Here is a 20161-nt window from a genome sequence, read left to right as displayed (position 1 = left end):
CGGGCCTCTTACGATTCATGCCAATTACAGGCTGGAAACGTTCTCGGTCAGGTATTTTGCCACGCCGTCCGGAGACGCGTTCATACCTTCTTTACCTTTTTCCCACTGTGCCGGGCAAACGTCGCCGTGCTCTTCGTGGAACTGCAGCGCGTCAACCATGCGCAGCATTTCGTCGATGTTACGACCCAGCGGCAGATCGTTAACCACCTGGTGGCGAACAACGCCGTTAGCGTCGATCAGGAAAGAACCGCGCAGAGCAACGCCCGCTTCCGGGTGCTCGATGCCGTAGGCTTTCTGGATTTCGCGTTTGATGTCAGCAACCATTGCGTATTTCACTGCACCGATGCCGCCTTTGTCGACAGGGGTGTTACGCCATGCGTTGTGGACAAATTCAGAGTCGAAGGAAACGCCAACAACTTCCACGCCGCGCTTCTGGAATTCTTCGTAACGTTTGTCGAAAGCGATCAGTTCAGACGGGCAAACGAAGGTGAAGTCCATCGGCCAGAAGAACAGAACGGTAGTTTTACCGTTGGTATGCTGTTTGAAGTTGAAGTTTTCAACGATCTCACCGCTACCCAGTACCGCAGCTGCTGTGAAATCCGGAGCCTGACGAGTTACCAGTACCATATAATTCTCCTGCAATGTTAAGGGGTTTTTGGAACGCAACGCGGGCCAGTATAGAGAGTGTTCGCGAATAAGACAAAGAGGCGCTGGCAATCAATGAGACAGGTTTTGTCTATCAATCTTTTGCCGGATGGCGGCTACTGCTTATCCGGCGGCTAATACGGGCTGTAGTCAAAGGGTTTTACGCTGCGCCTGTTCCATCATTTGCGGATAAAACTGCCAGAACCGTTCCTCTAACGCATCGTAATGCGTATCCAGGTCATACCATGAGTCACGCAGGGCATCGAGTCGTGGGCGGCGGCTGGCCATGCCATTCAGGACGTTCTGGATAAAATCCATGTCCCGATAGCGCTCAAGCCATTTCTCTGACCATATATAGTTGTTTAAATTGATAAAGCGCGGTGGCGATTCAGGCAAAATAGTGGTCACCTGGGTGCGAGCATAGCGGACAAAGTCCGCCAGCGGGAAGTCGGGGGATATTTCCGACCAGTGGCGCGACAGAAAATGATCCCACATTACGTCCAGCGTAATCGGCGCGACACGGCGCGTTTCGCTGCGAAACCACTCTTTGGCTTCACGCACCTGCGGCAGGTTATCGGTCATCACGTCGATACGACGATGCATGAAGATGCCTTCCACCACGTCAGGCGAATAGTGCGTTTCCGGATTGCCCCGCACAAAGTCGGCCAACAAATTACCGGAAAGCGAGCTGTCGGCGAGGTGAGCCAGATGCAAATGTGCAAGAAAATTCATATCCACTTCATCCTTCAAACTGCCTCTTTGTTGGCTGTCTTCACTCACCCCAGTCACTTACTTGAGTAAGCTCCCGGGGACTCATTCAGTTGCCGCCTCGATGCATCTTGAATGATTTTGTGTATAGATTATGTCTTTTAACTTGAGGGGTAAAGGTTGCAGGGAGGACGCCCCGGCACTAGACTACCCGCCTCTTATTTTAGTCTGAGTCAGTGTCATGCGCGTTACCGATTTCACCTTTGAACTACCCGAATCCCTGATTGCCCACTATCCGCAAGCTGAGCGCAGTAGTTGCCGCTTGCTGTCTTTGGACGGGCCGACGGGCGCGCTGACGCACGGTACTTTCACCGATTTGCTCGATAAGCTCAACCCTGGCGATTTGCTGGTCTTTAACAACACCCGCGTTATTCCGGCGCGTCTGTTTGGCCGTAAAGCCAGCGGCGGCAAGATCGAGGTGCTGGTCGAGCGTATGTTGGATGACAAACGTATTCTGGCGCATATTCGCGCCTCGAAAGCGCCAAAGTCGGGGGCCGAGCTGCTGCTGGGCGACGACGAAAGTATTAAAGCAACGATGGTGGCACGCCATGACGCGCTGTTTGAAGTCGAGTTTAACGACGAGCGCAGCGTGCTGGATATCCTTAACGCCATCGGCCATATGCCGCTGCCACCGTATATTGACCGTCCGGATGAAGACGCCGACCGCGAGCTGTATCAGACCGTGTATAGCGAAAAACCGGGTGCGGTCGCCGCGCCGACTGCGGGTCTGCACTTTGACGATCCGCTGCTGGCTAAGCTGCGCGATAAAGGCATTGAAATGGCGTTCGTCACGCTGCACGTGGGCGCGGGGACTTTCCAGCCGGTGCGCGTAGACACCATCGAAGATCACATCATGCACTCCGAATATGCGGAAGTGCCGCAGGATGTCGTTGATGCTGTGCTGGCGGCGAAAGCGCGCGGCAACCGCGTGATTGCGGTGGGCACCACCTCCGTACGTTCACTGGAAAGCGCGGCGCAGGCGGCCAAAAACGACCTTATCGAGCCGTTTTTCGGCGATACGCAAATATTCATTTATCCTGGCTATAAATATCAGGTGATTGATGCCCTGGTAACCAACTTCCACCTGCCGGAATCAACGCTGATCATGCTGGTTTCCGCGTTTGCTGGTTATAAAAACACCATGCACGCCTATCATGAAGCGGTAAAAGCGGAATATCGCTTTTTTAGTTACGGTGATGCGATGTTTATCACGTACAATCCGCAGGCTATTTCTGAGCGTGTCGGGGAATAAATCCGCGATATGAGTATTTAAAACGTCGGACTGTTTTTCTGACGCAGGAGTTAAGATGAAATTTGAACTGGATACCACAGACGGTCGCGCTCGCCGCGGCCGCCTGGTTTTTGATCGTGGCGTAGTAGAAACACCTGCTTTTATGCCGGTCGGTACTTACGGCACCGTGAAAGGCATGACGCCGGAAGAAGTTGAAGCAACTGGCGCGCAGATTATCCTCGGTAACACCTTCCACCTGTGGCTGCGCCCGGGGCAGGAAATCATGAAACTGCATGGCGATCTGCACGATTTTATGCAGTGGAAAGGGCCAATCCTCACCGATTCCGGCGGCTTCCAGGTTTTCAGCCTGGGTGATATCCGTAAGATTACCGAGCAGGGCGTGCATTTCCGTAACCCAATCAACGGCGATCCGATTTTCCTCGATCCCGAGAAGTCGATGGAGATTCAATACGATCTCGGTTCCGATATCGTCATGATCTTCGACGAATGTACACCGTATCCGGCCGACTGGGACTATGCTAAACGCTCGATGGAGATGTCTCTGCGTTGGGCGAAGCGCAGTCGGGATCGTTTTGATAGCCTCGGCAACAAAAATGCGCTTTTTGGCATCATTCAGGGCAGTGTTTACGAAGATTTACGTGATATCTCCGTTAAAGGTCTGGTAGACATCGGTTTTGATGGCTACGCTGTCGGCGGTTTGGCTGTCGGTGAGCCGAAGGAAGATATGCACCGCATCCTGGAGCATGTATGCCCACAGATTCCGGCAGATAAACCTCGTTACCTGATGGGCGTCGGCAAACCAGAAGATCTGGTTGAAGGCGTACGTCGCGGTATCGATATGTTTGACTGCGTGATGCCAACGCGAAATGCCCGTAATGGTCATTTGTTTGTGACTGACGGCGTGGTAAAAATTCGTAACGCGAAACATAAAAGCGACACCAGTCCGCTCGATGCTGAGTGTGATTGCTACACCTGTCGCAATTATTCGCGCGCTTACTTGCATCATCTCGACCGTTGCAACGAAATATTGGGCGCGCGACTCAACACGATTCATAACCTTCGCTACTACCAGCGTTTGATGGCGGGTTTACGCAAGGCTATTGAAGAGGGTAAATTAGAGAGCTTCGTGACCGATTTTTACCAACGTCAGGGTAGACCAGTTCCACCTGTGAACGTTGATTAATTTTAATAATGAGGGAATTTGAATGAGCTTTTTTATTTCTGATGCGGTAGCGGCAACAGGTGCTCCGGCGCAGGGCAGCCCGATGTCTCTGATTCTGATGCTGGTGGTGTTTGGTCTGATTTTCTACTTCATGATCCTGCGCCCGCAGCAAAAGCGCACCAAAGAACACAAAAATCTGATGAACTCCATTGCGAAAGGCGATGAAGTGCTGACTAACGGTGGTCTGGTGGGTCGCGTGACCAAAGTAGCAGAATCTGGCTACATCGCTATCGCGCTGAACGACACCACTGAAGTGGTTATTAAACGTGATTTCGTAGCTGCCGTTCTGCCGAAAGGCACCATGAAGGCGCTGTAATTTATTGTTTTCCCAAAGGGAACTGCCGTGTTAAACCGTTATCCTTTGTGGAAGTATGTCATGCTGATCGTCGTTATTGTCGTCGGTCTGCTTTATGCGCTTCCCAACCTGTATGGTGAGGATCCGGCTGTTCAAATCACTGGCGTGCGCGGTGCCGCCGCCAGTGAGCAAACGCTGATCCAGGTCCAGAAAACGTTACAAGAAGATAAAATCACACCTAAGTCTGTGGCTCTGGAAGAGGGTGCTATTCTTGCGCGCTTCGACTCCACTGATACCCAACTGCGCGCACGTGAAGTGTTAATGGGCGTATTGGGCGATCAATACGTCGTGGCGCTTAACCTTGCACCGGCAACTCCACGCTGGCTGGCAGCCATTCACGCAGAACCGATGAAACTCGGTCTTGACCTGCGTGGCGGCGTTCACTTTCTGATGGAAGTGGATATGGACACCGCGCTGAGTAAGTTGCAGGAACAAAATATCGATAGCCTGCGCAGCGATCTGCGTGAAAAAGGCATTCCTTATACTACCGTTCGCAAAGAAGATAACTACGGTCTGAGCATCACCTTCCGTGATAGCAGCGCTCGTGATGAAGCTATCTCTTACCTGAGCAAGCGTCACCAGGATCTGGTTATTTCCAGCCAGGGCAGCAATGCTCTGCGTGCGGTGATGACCGATGCGCGCCTGAGCGAAGCCCGTGAATACGCGGTACAGCAGAACATCAACATTCTGCGTAATCGTGTTAACCAACTAGGTGTTGCTGAGCCGGTGGTCCAACGTCAGGGTGCTGACCGCATTGTGGTCGAACTGCCAGGCATTCAGGATACCGCGCGTGCGAAAGAAATTCTGGGCGCTACCGCGACGCTGGAATTCCGTCTGGTGAACACCAACGTTGACCAGTCTGCTGCGGCATCCGGGCGTGTACCGGGTGATTCGGAAGTGAAACAGTCTCGTGAAGGTCAGCCGGTTGTGCTGTACAAACGCGTGATCCTGACCGGTGATCATATCACCGACTCCACTTCCAGCCAGGACGAATACAATCAGCCGCAGGTTAACATCTCGCTGGATAGCGCGGGTGGTAACATCATGTCCAACTTCACCAAGGACAACATCGGTAAGCCGATGGCGACCCTGTTCGTGGAGTACAAAGACAGCGGTAAAAAAGATGCCAACGGTCGCGCAGTGCTGGTGAAACAGGAAGAGGTGATTAACATCGCCAACATCCAGTCTCGCCTGGGCAACAGCTTCCGTATCACCGGTATTAACAACCCGAACGAAGCGCGTCAGCTTTCTCTGCTGTTACGTGCCGGTGCGTTGATTGCGCCGATTCAGATTGTTGAAGAACGTACCATCGGTCCTACCCTGGGTATGCAGAACATTAAACAGGGTCTGGAAGCGTGTCTGGCCGGTCTGGTGGTGTCTATCCTGTTCATGATCTTCTTCTATAAGAAGTTCGGTCTGATTGCGACCAGTGCGCTGATTGCTAACCTGGTACTGATTGTCGGTATTATGTCGCTGCTGCCGGGCGCTACGCTGAGTATGCCGGGGATTGCGGGGATCGTCTTAACCCTTGCTGTCGCGGTCGATGCGAACGTACTGATTAACGAACGTATCAAAGAAGAGTTGAGTAACGGGCGTTCGGTGCAGCAGGCCATCAATGAAGGTTATGCGGGCGCATTTAGCTCCATCTTTGATGCGAACATTACGACGCTGATTAAGGTCATTATCCTGTACGCAGTTGGCACCGGGGCAATTAAAGGGTTCGCGATTACTACCGGTATTGGTGTGGCGACGTCGATGTTTACCGCGATTGTCGGTACACGTGCCATCGTAAACCTGTTGTATGGCGGCAAGCGCGTCAAAAAGCTGTCAATCTGAGGAGTGCGAAGTGGCACAGGAATATACTGTTGAACAATTGAACCACGGCCGTAAAGTCTGGGACTTTATGCGCTGGGACTACTGGGCTTTCGGCATTTCAGGTTTCCTGCTGATTGCGGCCATCGTGGTGATGGGCGTACGCGGGTTTAACTGGGGTCTCGATTTCACCGGTGGTACGGTAATTGAAATCACGCTGGAAAAACCGGCCGATATGGACGTGATGCGCGATGCGCTGGAGAAAGCGGGCTTTGTTGATCCGCTTCTGCAGAACTTCGGCAGCAGCCACGACATTATGGTGCGTATGCCGCCAACTGAAGGCGCAGACGGCGGTCAGGTGCTGGGCAGCAAAGTGTTGAGTGTGATTAACGAATCCACCAACCAAAACGCCGCGGTGAAGCGAATTGAATTCGTGGGTCCGAGCGTGGGTGCAGATCTGGCGCAAACCGGTGCAATGGCGCTGATGGCGGCGTTAATATCCATCCTGGTGTACGTCGGTTTCCGCTTTGAGTGGCGACTGGCGGCAGGGGTAGTTATCGCTCTGGCGCACGACGTGATTATCACACTTGGGATCCTGTCGTTGTTCCATATCGAGATTGATCTGACTATCGTCGCATCGTTGATGTCGGTAATCGGTTACTCGCTGAACGACAGTATCGTGGTATCTGACCGTATTCGTGAAAATTTCCGCAAAATTCGTCGCGGGACGCCTTACGAAATCTTTAACGTGTCATTGACTCAGACGCTGCACCGTACGTTGATTACGTCCGGTACGACGTTGATGGTTATTCTGATGCTGTTCCTGTTCGGTGGTCCGGTACTGGAAGGCTTCTCGCTGACGATGCTGATCGGTGTTTCCATCGGTACTGCATCTTCTATCTACGTAGCATCGGCGCTGGCGCTGAAGCTGGGTATGAAGCGTGAGCACATGCTGCAGCAGAAGGTTGAGAAAGAAGGGGCGGATCAACCGTCAATTCTGCCTTAAACTATTAAGAGTGAAGATACTGGAATCCCGATCGCAAGGTCGGGATTTTTTTTGCCTGCGATTTGGTAGCAGTCCATTATCTTTTCCGGTCGCCATACTACTGACAGTATGCTGTCAGTAGCCCTGTCTTATAGTCCTTCTGAGATTACCCACACAGGCAGGAGGAAGTATGAATAACGTAATTAGCTGGTTTGAAATCCCCGTGGCACAAATGGAGCGCGCCATTGCTTTTTATGAGCCAGTGATGCAGGTTTCTTTGCGTCGTGAGAATATGGACAGCGCGGAGCTGGCCGTATTTCCACATCAGGATCCCGCTCCCGGCGGGGCGCTGGCTAAATTTGACGGTATTACGCCTTCAGCGCAGGGCGCTATTATTTATCTGCATACGGATGATTTGGCTGCAACGCTTAAACGCGTCGCCACCGCTGGCGGTCAGTGCGTGTTTGGTCCGCTCGAACTGGGGCAGGATATTGGCACTATTGCGCTGTTTACTGACAGCGAAGGCAATCGTGTTGGTTTACATCAACCCGCGTAATATTTTCAGGACTGAGGATTAAAATGACCAGACGCGCCGACCGCTTGTTTCAGATTGTACAAATCCTGCGTGGCAGGCGAGTGACAACGGCGGCGCTGCTGGCAGAACGTCTTGAGGTTTCTGAACGGACGATTTATCGCGATATCCGCGATCTCTCTTTATCCGGCGTGCCCATTGAAGGAGAAGTGGGCAGTGGATACCGCTTAATGGCGGGGTTTGATCTGCCGCCGTTGATGTTAACGCATCGCGAATCAGAAGCGTTAATGGTAGCGATTCGGTTGCTGAAAACATGGGGCGGGGATTCACTCTCACAGGCGCTGGAATCCGCGCAGGAAAAAGTGCTGGCGATATTGCCGCCAGAGTGTCGGCGCAGAGCCGAGCAAACGCGGGTTTTCGCGCCAGATTTTGGCAATCAGCCGCATTCACGCAGTGCTTTTGATCTCATACATCGCGCGGTTTCGGCGCAGCAGGTGCTGGCGCTGCATTATCGCGACGAGTCCGGGAATCTCTCCTGGCGCGACGTTCAGCCGTTGGGGTTATTTTTCTGGGGTGAGCACTGGTTGCTGGTTGCCTGGTGCGAGAAACGTGACGATTATCGCTGCTTTCGCGTTGATCGGTGTCTGAAGATCACGCCGCTCGACAGGCATTTTCGTGAATCTGCAGATCGCTCGCTAAGTGACTTTTTACGTAAAGTACGCTGTGAAGACCAGCCATAAAAAAGCCAGCGGTTAAGCTGGCTTGTCTGCGATAAATTGGCAGGATTAGAAGTTGTAACCTACGACCAGGTAACCACCCCAACCGGTAGAACGGACGTTAAAGTTGCCTTTATTGAAGTTCAGCTCTGCATCATCATTCCATTGACCCCCGTTGTGCCAGTAACGAGCGACGACGGAATAATGCCAGTGATCGTAATTCAGCGCCAGAATATGGCTGGAAGCGATAGAGTTGTTAGTACGCGCTTTATTGCCATTAAGATCGGAGAAATCATCGTCGCCCAGATCGGATCCCCAATCGAAGTTGGTAAAGCCAATGTAGCTAAGATTACCGCCCCACAGTTCAGTGATTGGTACAAAATATTTCACTTTGAAACGATAGCCGTCCCACTCGTTTTCGTTGGCTGCACCGTAGTTCTGCCACTGATATTTGGCATACACGTTAAGAGACAGGCTCATCGGCAGACCGGTATCGATATCGGTACCCAGACCCATATACCAGGTGCTCTGGCGGCCATCTTTGTTACGACCCATATCGTAGATGTAGTTATTGGCGAAGTACCACTCTTTGAATGGACCGAAGCTCAGGTCGGTGCCGGTCAGTTTATCGATGGAGAAGCGCGGTTCAATTTCCATAAACAGCGGAGAACCGTGGTTCCAGATACCTTTCGCATCAGTGTTACCACCAAAGAAGACAGGTGCATCCATGTAACCATAGAAATCGAACCAATCTTTTTTTGCAAAAGCTTCATATTCCAGGTAGGTATCGTTGCGAATCTGCGGTCCGAAACGGGTGTGGTAGCTACCCACCACGTTGACGCTCTGGTGCCACCAGTCGGACAGATATTGCGGTTTGTCATTTTCTGCAGCGTTGGCAGTAAAAGACGAGGAGAGCGCCAGCACTGCACCGGCTGCAAGTAATGTTTTTTTCATATGTATGCCACTGTTTGAAATCCCTTTCGGGAGTGAAAAAGGCGCAAATTGCGTTTCTAAATATTTCGTGTTTCTTCGGAGCCTATTATAAAAATCATTGTTCACAAAAATATGTGTTGTTTCACAGTTCTATCATTTACGTAATCGATTGCGTTCACGTTTGCTTACTTTAGGCGGCGAATTGTACTGGCTCCCATGAATGTTGCCAAGTTTTACCAGAAATATCGGTTATGTCAGGTGAGTAACAAAACGGGCCGGAGTGATGTTGCGGAACGCACAAAACGTCCCGCAAAAAAGTTTATTGATTAACAGGCTGGATGTCGTGGATACGAACAAATCCTAACTGGTCCGGAGAAAGGCCATTTATCTGCAGCGGAATGTCTACGTCGCTGGGAGCAAGGATACTTGCCGGGGCCGTTACCAATTGGTTCTGAACGTTCGTTTCCTGATAGTTATCCGTGGTGCCCTGAATTTGTCCATACTCGACGGTGGCGCTAAAGGCGGGTAAAGGCGTAGTGGATTCACCCTGAATACGTAATGTGAGCCGCGTGCCGTCGGCGTTCGGCGCAATATTGACAAGTGACATCCGTAACATGCCAATTTGGCTGTCCAGTCGGGCTGGTGTACTGGAACCCGGCAGCAGATAGGCTCCGCTGGTTGATTTGGCATTCAACATATTTTGTTGTGTAATTTTTACCGTTTCCTGATTTAGCTGTGTCATCTCTTTATTCAACGTGCTAACACTTTGATGCATCTGGCGTACTTCGCTTTGCTGTGCGCATGCGCTAAGACTAAAGAGACTTCCCACCAGGAGAATTCTTAGGTAACGTCTTGTCATTGTGATTACTTCCTTCATTGTCGCGATAGCATAATGGTAGTGCGCACCGAGCACGAAGGCATCGATCCTTTGTCTCAAAAGCGCTGCGCCTTTGTTGTCACGCCAGTTCAGGGTAAAATAGATTTCTGTTAACCACTGAGGACAGGACGCCGTATGCATTGCCCATTCTGTTTCGCCGTAGACACTAAGGTAATTGACTCTCGTCTTGTAGGCGAGGGCTCCTCAGTACGCCGCCGTCGGCAGTGTCTGGTCTGTAACGAACGTTTCACCACTTTTGAAGTGGCTGAACTTGTCATGCCACGCGTTGTGAAAAGCAACGATGTGCGTGAACCCTTTAATGAAGATAAGCTGCGCAGCGGCATGCTCAGAGCGCTTGAGAAACGTCCGGTCAGCTCAGATGACGTCGAAATGGCGTTGAACCATATCAAATCACAACTGCGTGCGACTGGCGAGCGTGAGGTGCCGAGCAAGATGATCGGCAACCTGGTGATGGAGCAGTTGAAAAAACTCGATAAAGTCGCCTACATCCGCTTTGCCTCGGTTTACCGGAGTTTCGAAGATATCAAAGAATTTGGCGAAGAGATTGCTCGCCTACAGGACTAAGCCATGCAGGATGAATTGTACATGGCGCGCGCGCTGAAGCTTGCTGCGCGCGGACGTTTTACCACTCACCCCAATCCCAACGTGGGCTGCGTGATTGTCAAAGATGGGGAGATCGTCGGTGAAGGGTATCATCACCGCGCGGGCGAACCGCATGCCGAAGTCCACGCTCTGCGCATGGCTGGAGAAAAAGCGCAAGGGGCTACTGCCTATGTAACGCTTGAACCCTGCAGCCATCATGGTCGTACCCCCCCGTGCTGCGATGCGCTGATTGCCGCAGGCGTGTCACGTGTGGTTGCAGCGATGCAGGATCCCAATCCGCAGGTAGCAGGTCGTGGTCTCTACCGTTTGCAGCAGGCGGGCATTGACGTCAGTCACGGGCTGATGATGAGCGAGGTTGAGCAGCTTAATAAAGGCTTTCTCAAGCGTATGCGTACGGGATTCCCCTACGTGCAGCTTAAACTTGGTGCGTCGCTTGATGGGCGTACGGCGATGGCCAGTGGTGAAAGCCAGTGGATAACCTCGCCACAGGCGCGTCGCGATGTGCAAAGATTACGGGCGCATAGCCACGCCATCTTAACCAGCAGCGCTACGGTGTTGGCTGACGACCCTCAGCTTACCGTGCGTTGGTCGGAACTTGGGGAGTCAACCCAGGCGAGTTACCCGCAGGAAAATCTGCGCCAGCCTATCCGCATTGTTGTTGATAGCCAGAATCAGGTCACGCCGGAACACCGTATTGTGCAACAGCCTGGAGAAACCTGGATTGCCCGGACAAAAGATGATCCTCGTAGTTGGCCGGAGACGGTGCGCAGCCTGAAGGTGCCGGAACATAACGGGCACCTGGATCTGGTGGTGCTGATGATGCAACTGGGCAAGCAGCAAATTAACAGCATTTGGGTTGAAGCAGGTCCAACGCTTGCGGGCGCGTTATTACAGGCCGGACTGGTCGATGAGCTAATCGTGTATGTTGCGCCTAAACTGTTAGGCAGCGATGCACGAGGATTATGTGTGCTTCCAGGCCTTGAGAAACTGGCTGACGCCCCCCATTTCAAATTCAACGAAATACGCCATGTAGGTCCGGACCTTTGCCTGCATTTAGTGGGCGCATGATCTCCCGGTTCGAAAGGGAAGCAGCGCACAGATTATTATGATAAAATCCGCCCCCCTGCGGGGTCTAGTGAATCCGAAGGAAGAATATGAACATTATTGAAGCTAACGTTGCTACCCCGGACGCTCGCGTCGCCATCACCATTGCGCGTTTCAACAACTTTATCAATGACAGCCTGCTGGAAGGTGCGATCGACGCCCTGAAACGTATTGGTCAGGTTAAAGATGAAAACATTACCGTCGTTTGGGTTCCGGGCGCGTATGAGCTGCCGCTGGCAGCCTCAGTACTTGCAAAATCCGGTAAATACGACGCGGTGATTGCGTTAGGTACGGTGATTCGTGGTGGTACCGCGCACTTCGAATATGTGGCTGGCGGTGCAAGCAATGGCCTGGCGCATGTCGCTCAGGACAGTGGCATTCCGGTAGCCTTCGGTGTTCTGACCACCGAAAGTATTGAACAAGCCATCGAACGTGCTGGCACTAAAGCTGGCAACAAAGGCGCAGAAGCTGCACTGACTGCACTTGAAATGATTAATGTATTGAAAGCCATCAAGGCCTGATTTTTGTAAGGGGAAATCCGTGAAACCTGCTGCTCGTCGCCGCGCCCGTGAGTGTGCCGTCCAGGCGCTCTACTCCTGGCAGTTGTCCCAGAACGACATCGCTGATGTTGAATACCAGTTCCTGGCGGAACAGGACGTAAAAGATGTCGACGTTCTGTATTTCCGTGAACTGCTGTCCGGGGTGGCGACTAACAGCGCGTACCTGGATGGATTAATGAAGCCTTATCTGTCTCGTCTGTTGGAAGAGCTGGGTCAGGTAGAAAAAGCCGTGCTGCGTATTGCGCTGTTTGAACTGTCTAAACGTAGTGATGTGCCGTACAAAGTGGCCATCAACGAAGCGATTGAACTGGCGAAAACCTTCGGCGCTGAAGACAGCCATAAATTCGTGAACGGCGTACTGGATAAAGCAGCACCTGTGATTCGCCCCAACAAAAAGTAATCCCGAGGCCGGCTGGATGGTGGAACTTGTTTCCGCTGCCCCCGGCTTTTTCTTTTTTTTCTGCTGAGGCATAACGTATGGCATGCGGCGAATTTTCCCTGATTGCCCGTTATTTTGACCGCGTAAGAACGTCTCGTCTTGATGTCGAAACCGGTATTGGTGACGATTGCGCACTTCTGAACATCCCTGAAAAACAGACGCTGGCGATCAGCACCGATACGCTGGTGGCAGGCAACCACTTCCTCCCCGAAATTGATCCCACCGATCTCGCCTGGAAAGCGCTGGCAGTGAATTTGAGCGATCTGGCGGCGATGGGAGCCGATCCTGCGTGGCTGACGCTGGCGCTCACGCTGCCTGACGTCGATGAAGCCTGGCTTGAAGCCTTCAGCGATGGCCTGTTTGAACTCCTCAATTACTATGATATGCAGCTGATAGGTGGTGACACCACGCGTGGGCCACTGTCGATGACGCTGGGTATCCACGGCTACGTCCCTGTTGGACGGGCCTTAAAACGCTCCGGTGCGAAACCGGGGGACTGGATTTATGTGACCGGTACGCCGGGCGACAGCGCGGCCGGGCTGGCGATTTTGCAGGATCGCTTGCAGGTGGCAGATGCAAAAGACGCAGACTATCTGCTTAAACGTCATCTGCGTCCAATGCCGCGTATTTTGCAGGGACAAGCCCTGCGCGATCTGGCCAGTGCTGCTATCGATATTTCCGACGGCCTGATTTCCGATCTGGGGCATATCGTCAAGGCCTGCGGCTGTGGGGCGCGGGTTAACGTCGATGCGTTGCCATACTCTACGGCATTTGCCCAACACGTTGAGCCGGAACAAGCCCTGCGCTGGGCGCTCTCGGGTGGTGAAGATTATGAGTTATGCTTTACCGTACCGGAAATTAACCGTGGCGCACTGGACGTGGCGCTGGGAAATCTCGGCGCATCGTTTACCTGCATTGGGCAGATGAGCGCGGACGTGGAAGGCATTCACTTTACGCGCGACGGAAAACCCGTCACGTTCGACTGGAAAGGATATGACCATTTTGCCGCGCCTTAAAAAAGATGTCGCCAAAAGCCGCCTGAGTATGCGCAATCCGTGGCACCTGTTGGCCACCGGTTTTGGCAGCGGGCTGAGCCCAATTGTTCCAGGCACGATGGGATCGCTGGCGGCGATCCCTTTTTGGTATTTAATGACGTTTCTGCCGTGGCAGCTGTATTCACTGGTGGTCATGTTGTCTATCTGTATCGGCGTTTATCTGTGCCATCAAACGGCGAAAGATATGGGCGTGCACGATCACGGTAGCATTGTCTGGGACGAGTTTGTCGGGATGTGGATAACCCTGATGGCGCTGCCGACCCACGACTGGCAGTGGGTCGCCGCCGGATTTGTGATTTTCCGTATTCTGGATATGTGGAAGCCGTGGCCGATCCGTTGGTTCGATCGCAACGTGCATGGCGGTACGGGGATCATGATTGATGATATTGTGGCCGGAATACTCTCCGCCGGAATTTTGTATTTTATCGGCCATCACTGGCCGGTAGGTATCATTTAAATAGGTTTGCCGGATGGCAGCGTAAACGCCTTATCTGGCCTGGAAACACGATGGCGGTTTCGTAGGCCCGATAAGCGTAGCGCCATCGGGCAATGCCAGATTATTTAAATCCGACCACCGGATGCTGTTTGTACGGCGTTTCCAGCTCGGCAATCTGCTCTGGCTTCAGCGTCAAATCCACCGCATTAAGTAACTCATCCAACTGTTCCTCGCGTGAAGTGCCGATAATCGGCGCAGCCACCCCCGGTTTGCTCAGCAGCCAGGCCAGCGCAACCTGCGCACGCGTTACGCCTAATTCCTCACTGACACCGGTCAGCCGCGCGGCAATTTGCGCGTCGTTTTCATCGCTCTCAGAGTATAAATTTTTACCGACTTCATCAGAAACCAGACGTGCGGTCGTTTCTCCCCAGGGGCGCGTCAGGCGACCACGCGCCAGCGGACTCCAAGGGATCACCGCGACGCCTTCCTGATAGCAAAGCGGCAGCATTTCGCGTTCTTCCTCACGGTAGATCAGGTTGTAGTGATCCTGCATGCTAACGAACTGTGCCCAGCCGTGTTGTTTCTGTAAGGCCAGCGCCTGAGCAAACTGAGACGCGTGCATGGATGAGGCGCCAATATAGCGAGCTTTACCGGCTTTCACTACGTCGTTAAGGGCTTCCAGCGTTTCTTCGATAGGCGTATTGTAATCCCAGCGGTGAATTTGCAGGATGTCCACATAGTCCATACCCAGGCGTCTGAGGCTATCGTCGATTGAGCGCAAGATTTGTGCGCGGGATAATCCTTCCGCTAAATCATCAACCTGGTGAAAAACCTTGGTGGCGACCACGACCTCTTCTCGGCGGGCGAAATCACGCAGCGCGCGGCCGACAATCTCTTCGCTGCTACCAGCGGAGTAGCTGTTGGCGGTATCAAAAAAGTTAATGCCGCCTTCAAGGGCGTGTTTGATTATCGGGCGGCTGCTTTCTTCAGGTAGCGTCCAGGCGTGATTGCCGCGATTGGGCTCGCCAAACGTCATGCAACCCAGGCAAAGGCGGGAGACCCGTAGGTCGGTTTTTCCTAAGGTGTTGTATTTCATTAATCCACTCCTGCTTAGCTCGTGATGAGTTAAGCATAGCAGGAGCGGGGAGGGGATTATGCCAGCCAGGCCTTGATTTTGGTCTCAATTCCGGCGGCATTAAGTCCCAGTTCGGCGCGAGCCTCGTCCTGAGTCCCCTGCGGGATGAAGAAGTCAGGCAGGCCAATGTTCAGCACCGGAACAGGCTTGCGATGGGCCATTAGCACTTCGTTTACGCCGCTACCAGCGCCGCCCATAATGGCATTCTCTTCGAGGGTGACCAGCACCTCGTGTTGGGCTGCCATTTCGAGGATCAACGTTTCATCCAGAGGTTTCACAAAGCGCATATCAACCAGCGTGGCGTTCAGTGACTCTGCGACCTGAGCGGCTTCCGGCATTAGGGTGCCGAAGTTGAGAATCGCCACTTTCGCACCGTGACGCTTCACGATGCCTTTGCCGATTGGCAGATGTTCCAGCGGCGCCAGCTCAACACCCACCGCGTTACCGCGCGGATAACGTACAACCGTTGGACCGTCGTTGTAGTGATAGCCGGTGAACAGCATCTGGCGACATTCGTTCTCATCGCTTGGGGTCATAATGACCATTTCCGGGATACAGCGCAGGAAAGAGAGGTCGAACGCCCCTTGGTGGGTTTGTCCATCTGCGCCAACGATACCCGCCCGGTCGACGGCGAACAGGACCGGCAGTTTCTGGATGGCGACATCATGCAGTACCTGATCGTAAGCGCGTTGCAGGAAGGTGGAGTAAATAGCCACGACCGGCTTATAACCGCCAATCGCCAGACCGGCCGCAAACGTCACCGCGTGCTGCTCGGCAATCGCCACATCAAAGTAGCGATCCGGGAACTTACGTGAGAACTCAACCATACCGGAGCCTTCGCGCATCGCCGGGGTGATCGCCATCAGCTTATTGTCTTTCGCCGCGGTCTGGCACAGCCAGTCACCGAAGATCTTTGAATAGCTCGGCAGGCCGCCGCTGCTTTTCGGCAGGCATCCGCTGGATGGATCGAATTTGGGTACCGCGTGGAACGTAATCGGATCTTTTTCCGCAGGCTCGTAGCCACGACCTTTTTTGGTCATGATGTGCAGGAACTGTGGACCTTTGAGATCGCGCATGTTCTTAAGCGTGGTGATAAGCCCCAGCACGTCGTGTCCGTCCACCGGACCAATATAGTTAAAGCCCAGCTCTTCAAACAGCGTACCCGGCACAACCATGCCTTTGATGTGCTCTTCGGTACGTTTGAGCAGTTCTTTAATCGGTGGTACACCGGAGAACACTTTCTTCCCGCCTTCGCGCAGCGAGGAGTAGAGTTTGCCAGAGAGCAGTTGCGCCAGGTGATTGTTCAGCGCGCCGACGTTCTCTGAAATCGACATTTCGTTGTCGTTGAGGATAACCAGCATGTCGGGCTTAATATCACCCGCGTGGTTCATCGCTTCAAATGCCATGCCTGCGGTGATTGCACCGTCCCCAATCACACAAACGGTACGGCGTTCCTTGCCTTCTTTCTCGGCGGCAACCGCAATACCGATACCTGCGCTGATGGAGGTTGAGGAGTGCCCAACACTCAGTACGTCATATTCGCTCTCACCGCGCCATGGGAATGGATGCAAACCGCCTTTCTGCCGAATGGTGCCGATTTTATCGCGGCGGCCGGTCAGAATTTTGTGCGGGTAAGCCTGATGTCCCACATCCCAGATTAACTGGTCAAACGGGGTGTTGTAGACGTAGTGCAGCGCTACGGTGAGTTCCACCGTGCCCAGACCAGAGGCGAAGTGCCCGCTGGAACGGCTTACGCTGTCGAGCAAATAGCGGCGCAGTTCGTCGCAAAGCTTTGGCAGGCTCTCTTTTGGCAGCAGGCGTAACTCCTGAGTGGAGTCGACCAGCGCCAGGGTCGGGTATTTGGCTATATCAAAACTCATCGCAAGCTCATGGGATATGTTGGTTTATTTATCACGCTGGATTATGTAGTCCGCTAGCGCTTCCAGTGCCGAGGTATCGAGTGACTGTGCGGCCAGCAAACTTAGCGACTGGCGGGCATCCTCAATTAAATCCCGGGCTTTATTCTGGGCTTGCTCAAGACCCAGAAGTGCAGGATAGGTACTTTTGCCAAGCTGCTGGTCAGCACCCTGACGTTTACCCAATGTTGCAGTATCGCCTACCACATCCAGGATGTCATCCTGAACCTGGAAGGCCAGACCGATGCTTTCTGCGTACTTGTCGAGTATTGCCAGGCATTCTCGCCCTTTATTGCCAGCGCTTAACGCACCCAGACGCACGGCGGCGCGAATCAATGCCCCGGTTTTATGGCGGTGAATACGCTCCAGCGCATCCAATTCTACCTGATGGCCTTCAGCGTCCAGATCCAACGCCTGACCGCCGCACATACCGGCGATACCGCTGGCCTGGGCCAGTTCAGAGATCATCGCGATGCGGTCACGGTCAGAAACTTCCGGCATCGGGGCGTCGCTGATAATGGAGAACGCCAGCGTCTGTAGCGCATCTCCAGCCAGGATCGCATTAGCCTCGCCAAATTTTACGTGGCAGGTCGGCAGACCGCGGCGCAGGTCATCGTCGTCCATCGCGGGTAAGTCATCGTGCATCAGCGAATAGGCATGGATACACTCGACGGCGGCAGCGGGAGCATCAAGCGTACTCAGGCTGACGCCAAACATCTGACCGGTCGCATACACCAGAAACGGGCGCAGACGTTTACCGCCTAATAATGCGCCATATTGCATGGTTTCGACCACGGGAGTGTTCTGAAAGGGCAATGGCGCGATAAAACGGCTCAGTGCCTGGTTGGCCTGCTCAACGCAAGCCTGTAGCTGCTGCGTAAAATCCATTTACTCATTATCCGGTGTGAAAGGCGTAAGGGCGGCGTCTTCAGTATCTGACAGCAGGATTTGTACGCGCTGTTCAGCCTGTTGCAACTTGACCTGTCCCTGACGTGCTAACTGTACGCCACGTTCAAATTCGTTCAACGCTTCTTCCAGCGGCAGGTCGCCGCTTTCCAGACGGGTAACAATCTGTTCCAGGTCGCTCAGCGCTGTTTCAAAACTGGCTGGCGCTTCATTTTTCTTCGGCATAATGAATGTCTGACTCTCTGTATTGGCAGCACAAGGCTATGGTAACGGACTCGCACTGATAAGCAAATAACGCGCAATGGTAAGGCGATGTGCACAGGATGACCATGATGGTGGTATACTTGCGCGCCTGGATGCAGCCGCAGGGTATGGGCTGCTGTATTTTTTCCCATTACAAGTCATTCAGACTTGCCAAAGAACCATTGCCGCCATGAAGTTTATCATTAAATTGTTCCCAGAAATCACCATCAAAAGCCAATCTGTGCGTTTGCGCTTTATAAAAATTCTGACAGGGAACATTCGTAACGTTTTAAAGCACTATGATGAAGACCTTGCCGTTGTCCGCCACTGGGATCACGTTGAGGTTCGCGCTAAAGATGAAAGCCAGCGCCTGGATATTCGCGACGCGCTGACCCGTATTCCGGGGATCCACCATATTCTCGAAGTTGAAGACGTGCCGTTTACCGATATGCACGATATTTTCGAGAAAGCGCTGGTGCAGTATCGCGATCAACTGGAAGGCAAAACCTTCTGCGTACGCGTTAAGCGTCGCGGTAAGCATGAGTTTAGCTCTATTGAGGTGGAACGCTATGTTGGCGGTGGACTGAACCAGCATATTGAATCCGCGCGCGTGAAGCTGACGAAGCCGGACGTGACGGTTAATCTTGAAATCGAAAACGACCGTCTGCTGCTGGTTAAAGGCCGCTATGAAGGTATTGGCGGTTTCCCGATCGGGACGCAGGAAGATGTACTGTCGCTGATTTCCGGTGGTTTCGACTCCGGCGTGTCCAGCTATATGCTGATGCGTCGCGGCTGCCGCGTGCACTACTGCTTCTTTAATCTCGGCGGCGCAGCGCATGAAATCGGCGTTCGCCAGGTGGCGCATTATCTGTGGAACCGCTTTGGTAGCTCGCATCGCGTGCGTTTTGTCGCGATCAACTTTGAGCCGGTGGTTGGCGAGATCCTGGAGAAAGTCGACGACGGTCAGATGGGCGTGGTCCTTAAACGTATGATGGTTCGTGCAGCGTCGAAAGTCGCTGAGCGCTACGGCGTACAGGCGCTGGTAACCGGTGAAGCGCTGGGCCAGGTGTCCAGCCAGACGCTGACCAACCTGCGCCTGATCGATAACGTTTCTGACACCCTGATCCTGCGCCCGCTTATCTCCCATGATAAGGAGCACATCATTAATCTGGCGCGTGAAATTGGTACTGAGGACTTTGCCCGTACCATGCCGGAATACTGCGGTGTGATTTCAAAAAGCCCGACGGTGAAAGCGATTAAAGCGAAGATTGAGGCCGAAGAAGAAAACTTCGATTTCTCTATCCTCGATAAAGTGGTTGAAGAAGCGAACAATATCGATATTCGTGATATCGCCCAGCAGACGCAGCAGACCGTGGTGGAAGTGGAAACCGTGAGCGGCTTCGGCCCGAACGATGTGATTCTGGATATCCGCTCTGTGGATGAACAGGATGACAAACCGCTGAAGGTTGACGGTGTGGACGTCGTTTCTCTGCCGTTCTACAAACTGAGCACCAAATTTGGCGATCTGGACCAGAGTAAAACCTGGCTGCTGTGGTGTGAACGCGGGGTGATGAGCCGTCTGCAGGCGCTGTATCTGCGCGAGCAGGGCTTTGAAAACGTGAAGGTATATCGCCCATAATTGAGGC

At 53.1% G+C, this 20161-nt stretch carries 22 protein-coding genes; 14 read left to right on the top strand and 8 right to left on the bottom strand.

Annotation, left to right across the window (positions count from 1 at the left end; genetic code table 11):
- Positions 1-24: 24 nt before the first annotated feature.
- On the bottom strand, positions 25-627 hold the full coding sequence (locus tag HV311_RS18835) for a peroxiredoxin (protein WP_003021524.1): 603 nt from the start codon (positions 625-627) through the stop codon (positions 25-27).
- Between the two features lie 168 nt (positions 628-795).
- Positions 796-1377 carry an ACP phosphodiesterase gene (gene acpH / locus HV311_RS18830; protein WP_016152027.1) on the bottom strand — a complete coding sequence of 194 codons (582 nt, stop codon included), beginning with the start codon at positions 1375-1377 and terminating at the stop codon, positions 796-798.
- Positions 1378-1594: 217 nt separating this feature from the next.
- Between acpH and queA the strand changes: the two genes are divergently transcribed.
- The 7 genes from queA to HV311_RS18795 all read left to right on the top strand — a co-directional run bounded on the left by queA (position 1595) and on the right by HV311_RS18795 (position 8311).
- Complete coding sequence (queA, locus tag HV311_RS18825) at positions 1595-2665, top strand: tRNA preQ1(34) S-adenosylmethionine ribosyltransferase-isomerase QueA (protein ID WP_191220297.1); 1071 nt, start codon at positions 1595-1597, stop codon at positions 2663-2665.
- 55 nt (positions 2666-2720) lie between these two features.
- The gene (gene tgt, locus HV311_RS18820) at positions 2721-3848 is read left to right on the top strand and encodes a tRNA guanosine(34) transglycosylase Tgt (protein WP_003021535.1); all 1128 of its coding nucleotides are present in this window, start codon (positions 2721-2723) and stop codon (positions 3846-3848) included.
- 22 nt (positions 3849-3870) lie between these two features.
- Positions 3871-4203 (top strand): preprotein translocase subunit YajC, encoded by a 333-nt coding sequence (gene yajC / locus HV311_RS18815; RefSeq protein ID WP_003021544.1) that lies wholly within the window; start codon positions 3871-3873, stop codon positions 4201-4203.
- Between the two features lie 27 nt (positions 4204-4230).
- Entirely contained in the window at positions 4231-6078 is a 1848-nt protein-coding gene (gene secD, locus HV311_RS18810) for a protein translocase subunit SecD (RefSeq protein WP_003021547.1), read from the top strand.
- A gap of 10 nt (positions 6079-6088) precedes the next feature.
- Positions 6089-7060, top strand: a complete 972-nt coding sequence (gene secF / locus HV311_RS18805; protein WP_003021550.1) for a protein translocase subunit SecF — start codon at positions 6089-6091, stop codon at positions 7058-7060.
- Positions 7061-7229: 169 nt separating this feature from the next.
- Positions 7230-7595: a VOC family protein gene (locus tag HV311_RS18800; protein ID WP_016152028.1), complete on the top strand. Its 366-nt coding sequence runs from the start codon at positions 7230-7232 to the stop codon at positions 7593-7595.
- Between the two features lie 23 nt (positions 7596-7618).
- Positions 7619-8311, top strand: coding sequence for a helix-turn-helix transcriptional regulator (locus HV311_RS18795; RefSeq protein WP_016155852.1), 693 nt, complete (start codon positions 7619-7621; stop codon positions 8309-8311).
- A 45-nt stretch (positions 8312-8356) separates the two neighbouring features.
- Here HV311_RS18795 and HV311_RS18790 read toward each other — a convergent pair whose 3' ends face one another.
- Positions 8357-9241, bottom strand: coding sequence for a nucleoside-specific channel-forming protein Tsx (locus tag HV311_RS18790; RefSeq protein WP_016152030.1), 885 nt, complete (start codon positions 9239-9241; stop codon positions 8357-8359).
- Between the two features lie 298 nt (positions 9242-9539).
- Positions 9540-10079: a DUF3251 domain-containing protein gene (locus HV311_RS18785; RefSeq protein WP_181632840.1), complete on the bottom strand. Its 540-nt coding sequence runs from the start codon at positions 10077-10079 to the stop codon at positions 9540-9542.
- Between the two features lie 153 nt (positions 10080-10232).
- Here HV311_RS18785 and nrdR point away from each other — a divergent pair, with 153 nt between their 5' ends.
- The 6 genes from nrdR to pgpA all read left to right on the top strand — a co-directional run bounded on the left by nrdR (position 10233) and on the right by pgpA (position 14336).
- Entirely contained in the window at positions 10233-10682 is a 450-nt protein-coding gene (gene nrdR, locus HV311_RS18780; RefSeq protein WP_016152032.1) for a transcriptional regulator NrdR, read from the top strand.
- A 3-nt stretch (positions 10683-10685) separates the two neighbouring features.
- A complete protein-coding gene (gene ribD / locus HV311_RS18775) occupies positions 10686-11789 on the top strand; it encodes a bifunctional diaminohydroxyphosphoribosylaminopyrimidine deaminase/5-amino-6-(5-phosphoribosylamino)uracil reductase RibD (RefSeq protein ID WP_181632839.1) in 1104 nt (367 codons plus the stop codon).
- 86 nt (positions 11790-11875) lie between these two features.
- A complete protein-coding gene (gene ribH, locus HV311_RS18770) occupies positions 11876-12346 on the top strand; it encodes a 6,7-dimethyl-8-ribityllumazine synthase (RefSeq protein ID WP_016152034.1) in 471 nt (156 codons plus the stop codon).
- 19 nt (positions 12347-12365) lie between these two features.
- Positions 12366-12785, top strand: a complete 420-nt coding sequence (gene nusB, locus HV311_RS18765) for a transcription antitermination factor NusB (protein WP_000801129.1) — start codon at positions 12366-12368, stop codon at positions 12783-12785.
- A gap of 77 nt (positions 12786-12862) precedes the next feature.
- Positions 12863-13840 carry a thiamine-phosphate kinase gene (thiL, locus tag HV311_RS18760; RefSeq protein WP_191220296.1) on the top strand — a complete coding sequence of 326 codons (978 nt, stop codon included), beginning with the start codon at positions 12863-12865 and terminating at the stop codon, positions 13838-13840.
- Positions 13818-14336 (top strand): phosphatidylglycerophosphatase A, encoded by a 519-nt coding sequence (gene pgpA, locus HV311_RS18755; protein WP_016152036.1) that lies wholly within the window; start codon positions 13818-13820, stop codon positions 14334-14336. Before thiL ends, pgpA begins: the two co-directional genes overlap by 23 nt.
- A 100-nt stretch (positions 14337-14436) precedes the next feature.
- Here the strand turns inward: pgpA and yajO are convergent, their stop codons facing one another.
- From yajO to xseB, 4 genes are read right to left on the bottom strand one after another with little or no spacing between them, the layout of a single operon-like run.
- A complete protein-coding gene (yajO, locus tag HV311_RS18750) occupies positions 14437-15411 on the bottom strand; it encodes a 1-deoxyxylulose-5-phosphate synthase YajO (protein WP_094760932.1) in 975 nt (324 codons plus the stop codon).
- A 56-nt stretch (positions 15412-15467) separates the two neighbouring features.
- Positions 15468-17330 carry a 1-deoxy-D-xylulose-5-phosphate synthase gene (gene dxs, locus HV311_RS18745; RefSeq protein ID WP_191220295.1) on the bottom strand — a complete coding sequence of 621 codons (1863 nt, stop codon included), beginning with the start codon at positions 17328-17330 and terminating at the stop codon, positions 15468-15470.
- Positions 17331-17354: 24 nt separating this feature from the next.
- The gene (gene ispA, locus HV311_RS18740; protein WP_191220294.1) at positions 17355-18254 is read right to left on the bottom strand and encodes a (2E,6E)-farnesyl diphosphate synthase; all 900 of its coding nucleotides are present in this window, start codon (positions 18252-18254) and stop codon (positions 17355-17357) included.
- On the bottom strand, positions 18255-18497 hold the full coding sequence (gene xseB / locus HV311_RS18735) for an exodeoxyribonuclease VII small subunit (protein WP_016152040.1): 243 nt from the start codon (positions 18495-18497) through the stop codon (positions 18255-18257).
- 208 nt (positions 18498-18705) lie between these two features.
- On the opposite strand from xseB, the gene thiI reads away from it, so the two are divergent.
- On the top strand, positions 18706-20154 hold the full coding sequence (thiI, locus tag HV311_RS18730; RefSeq protein WP_005125147.1) for a tRNA uracil 4-sulfurtransferase ThiI: 1449 nt from the start codon (positions 18706-18708) through the stop codon (positions 20152-20154).
- Positions 20155-20161 lie beyond the last annotated feature (7 nt).

Origin of the sequence: Citrobacter sp. RHBSTW-00881, from assembly GCF_013728515.1 — a bacterium.
Lineage (GTDB): Bacteria > Pseudomonadota > Gammaproteobacteria > Enterobacterales > Enterobacteriaceae > Citrobacter > Citrobacter braakii.
This window is presented reverse-complemented; position numbering and strand designations above follow the sequence as displayed.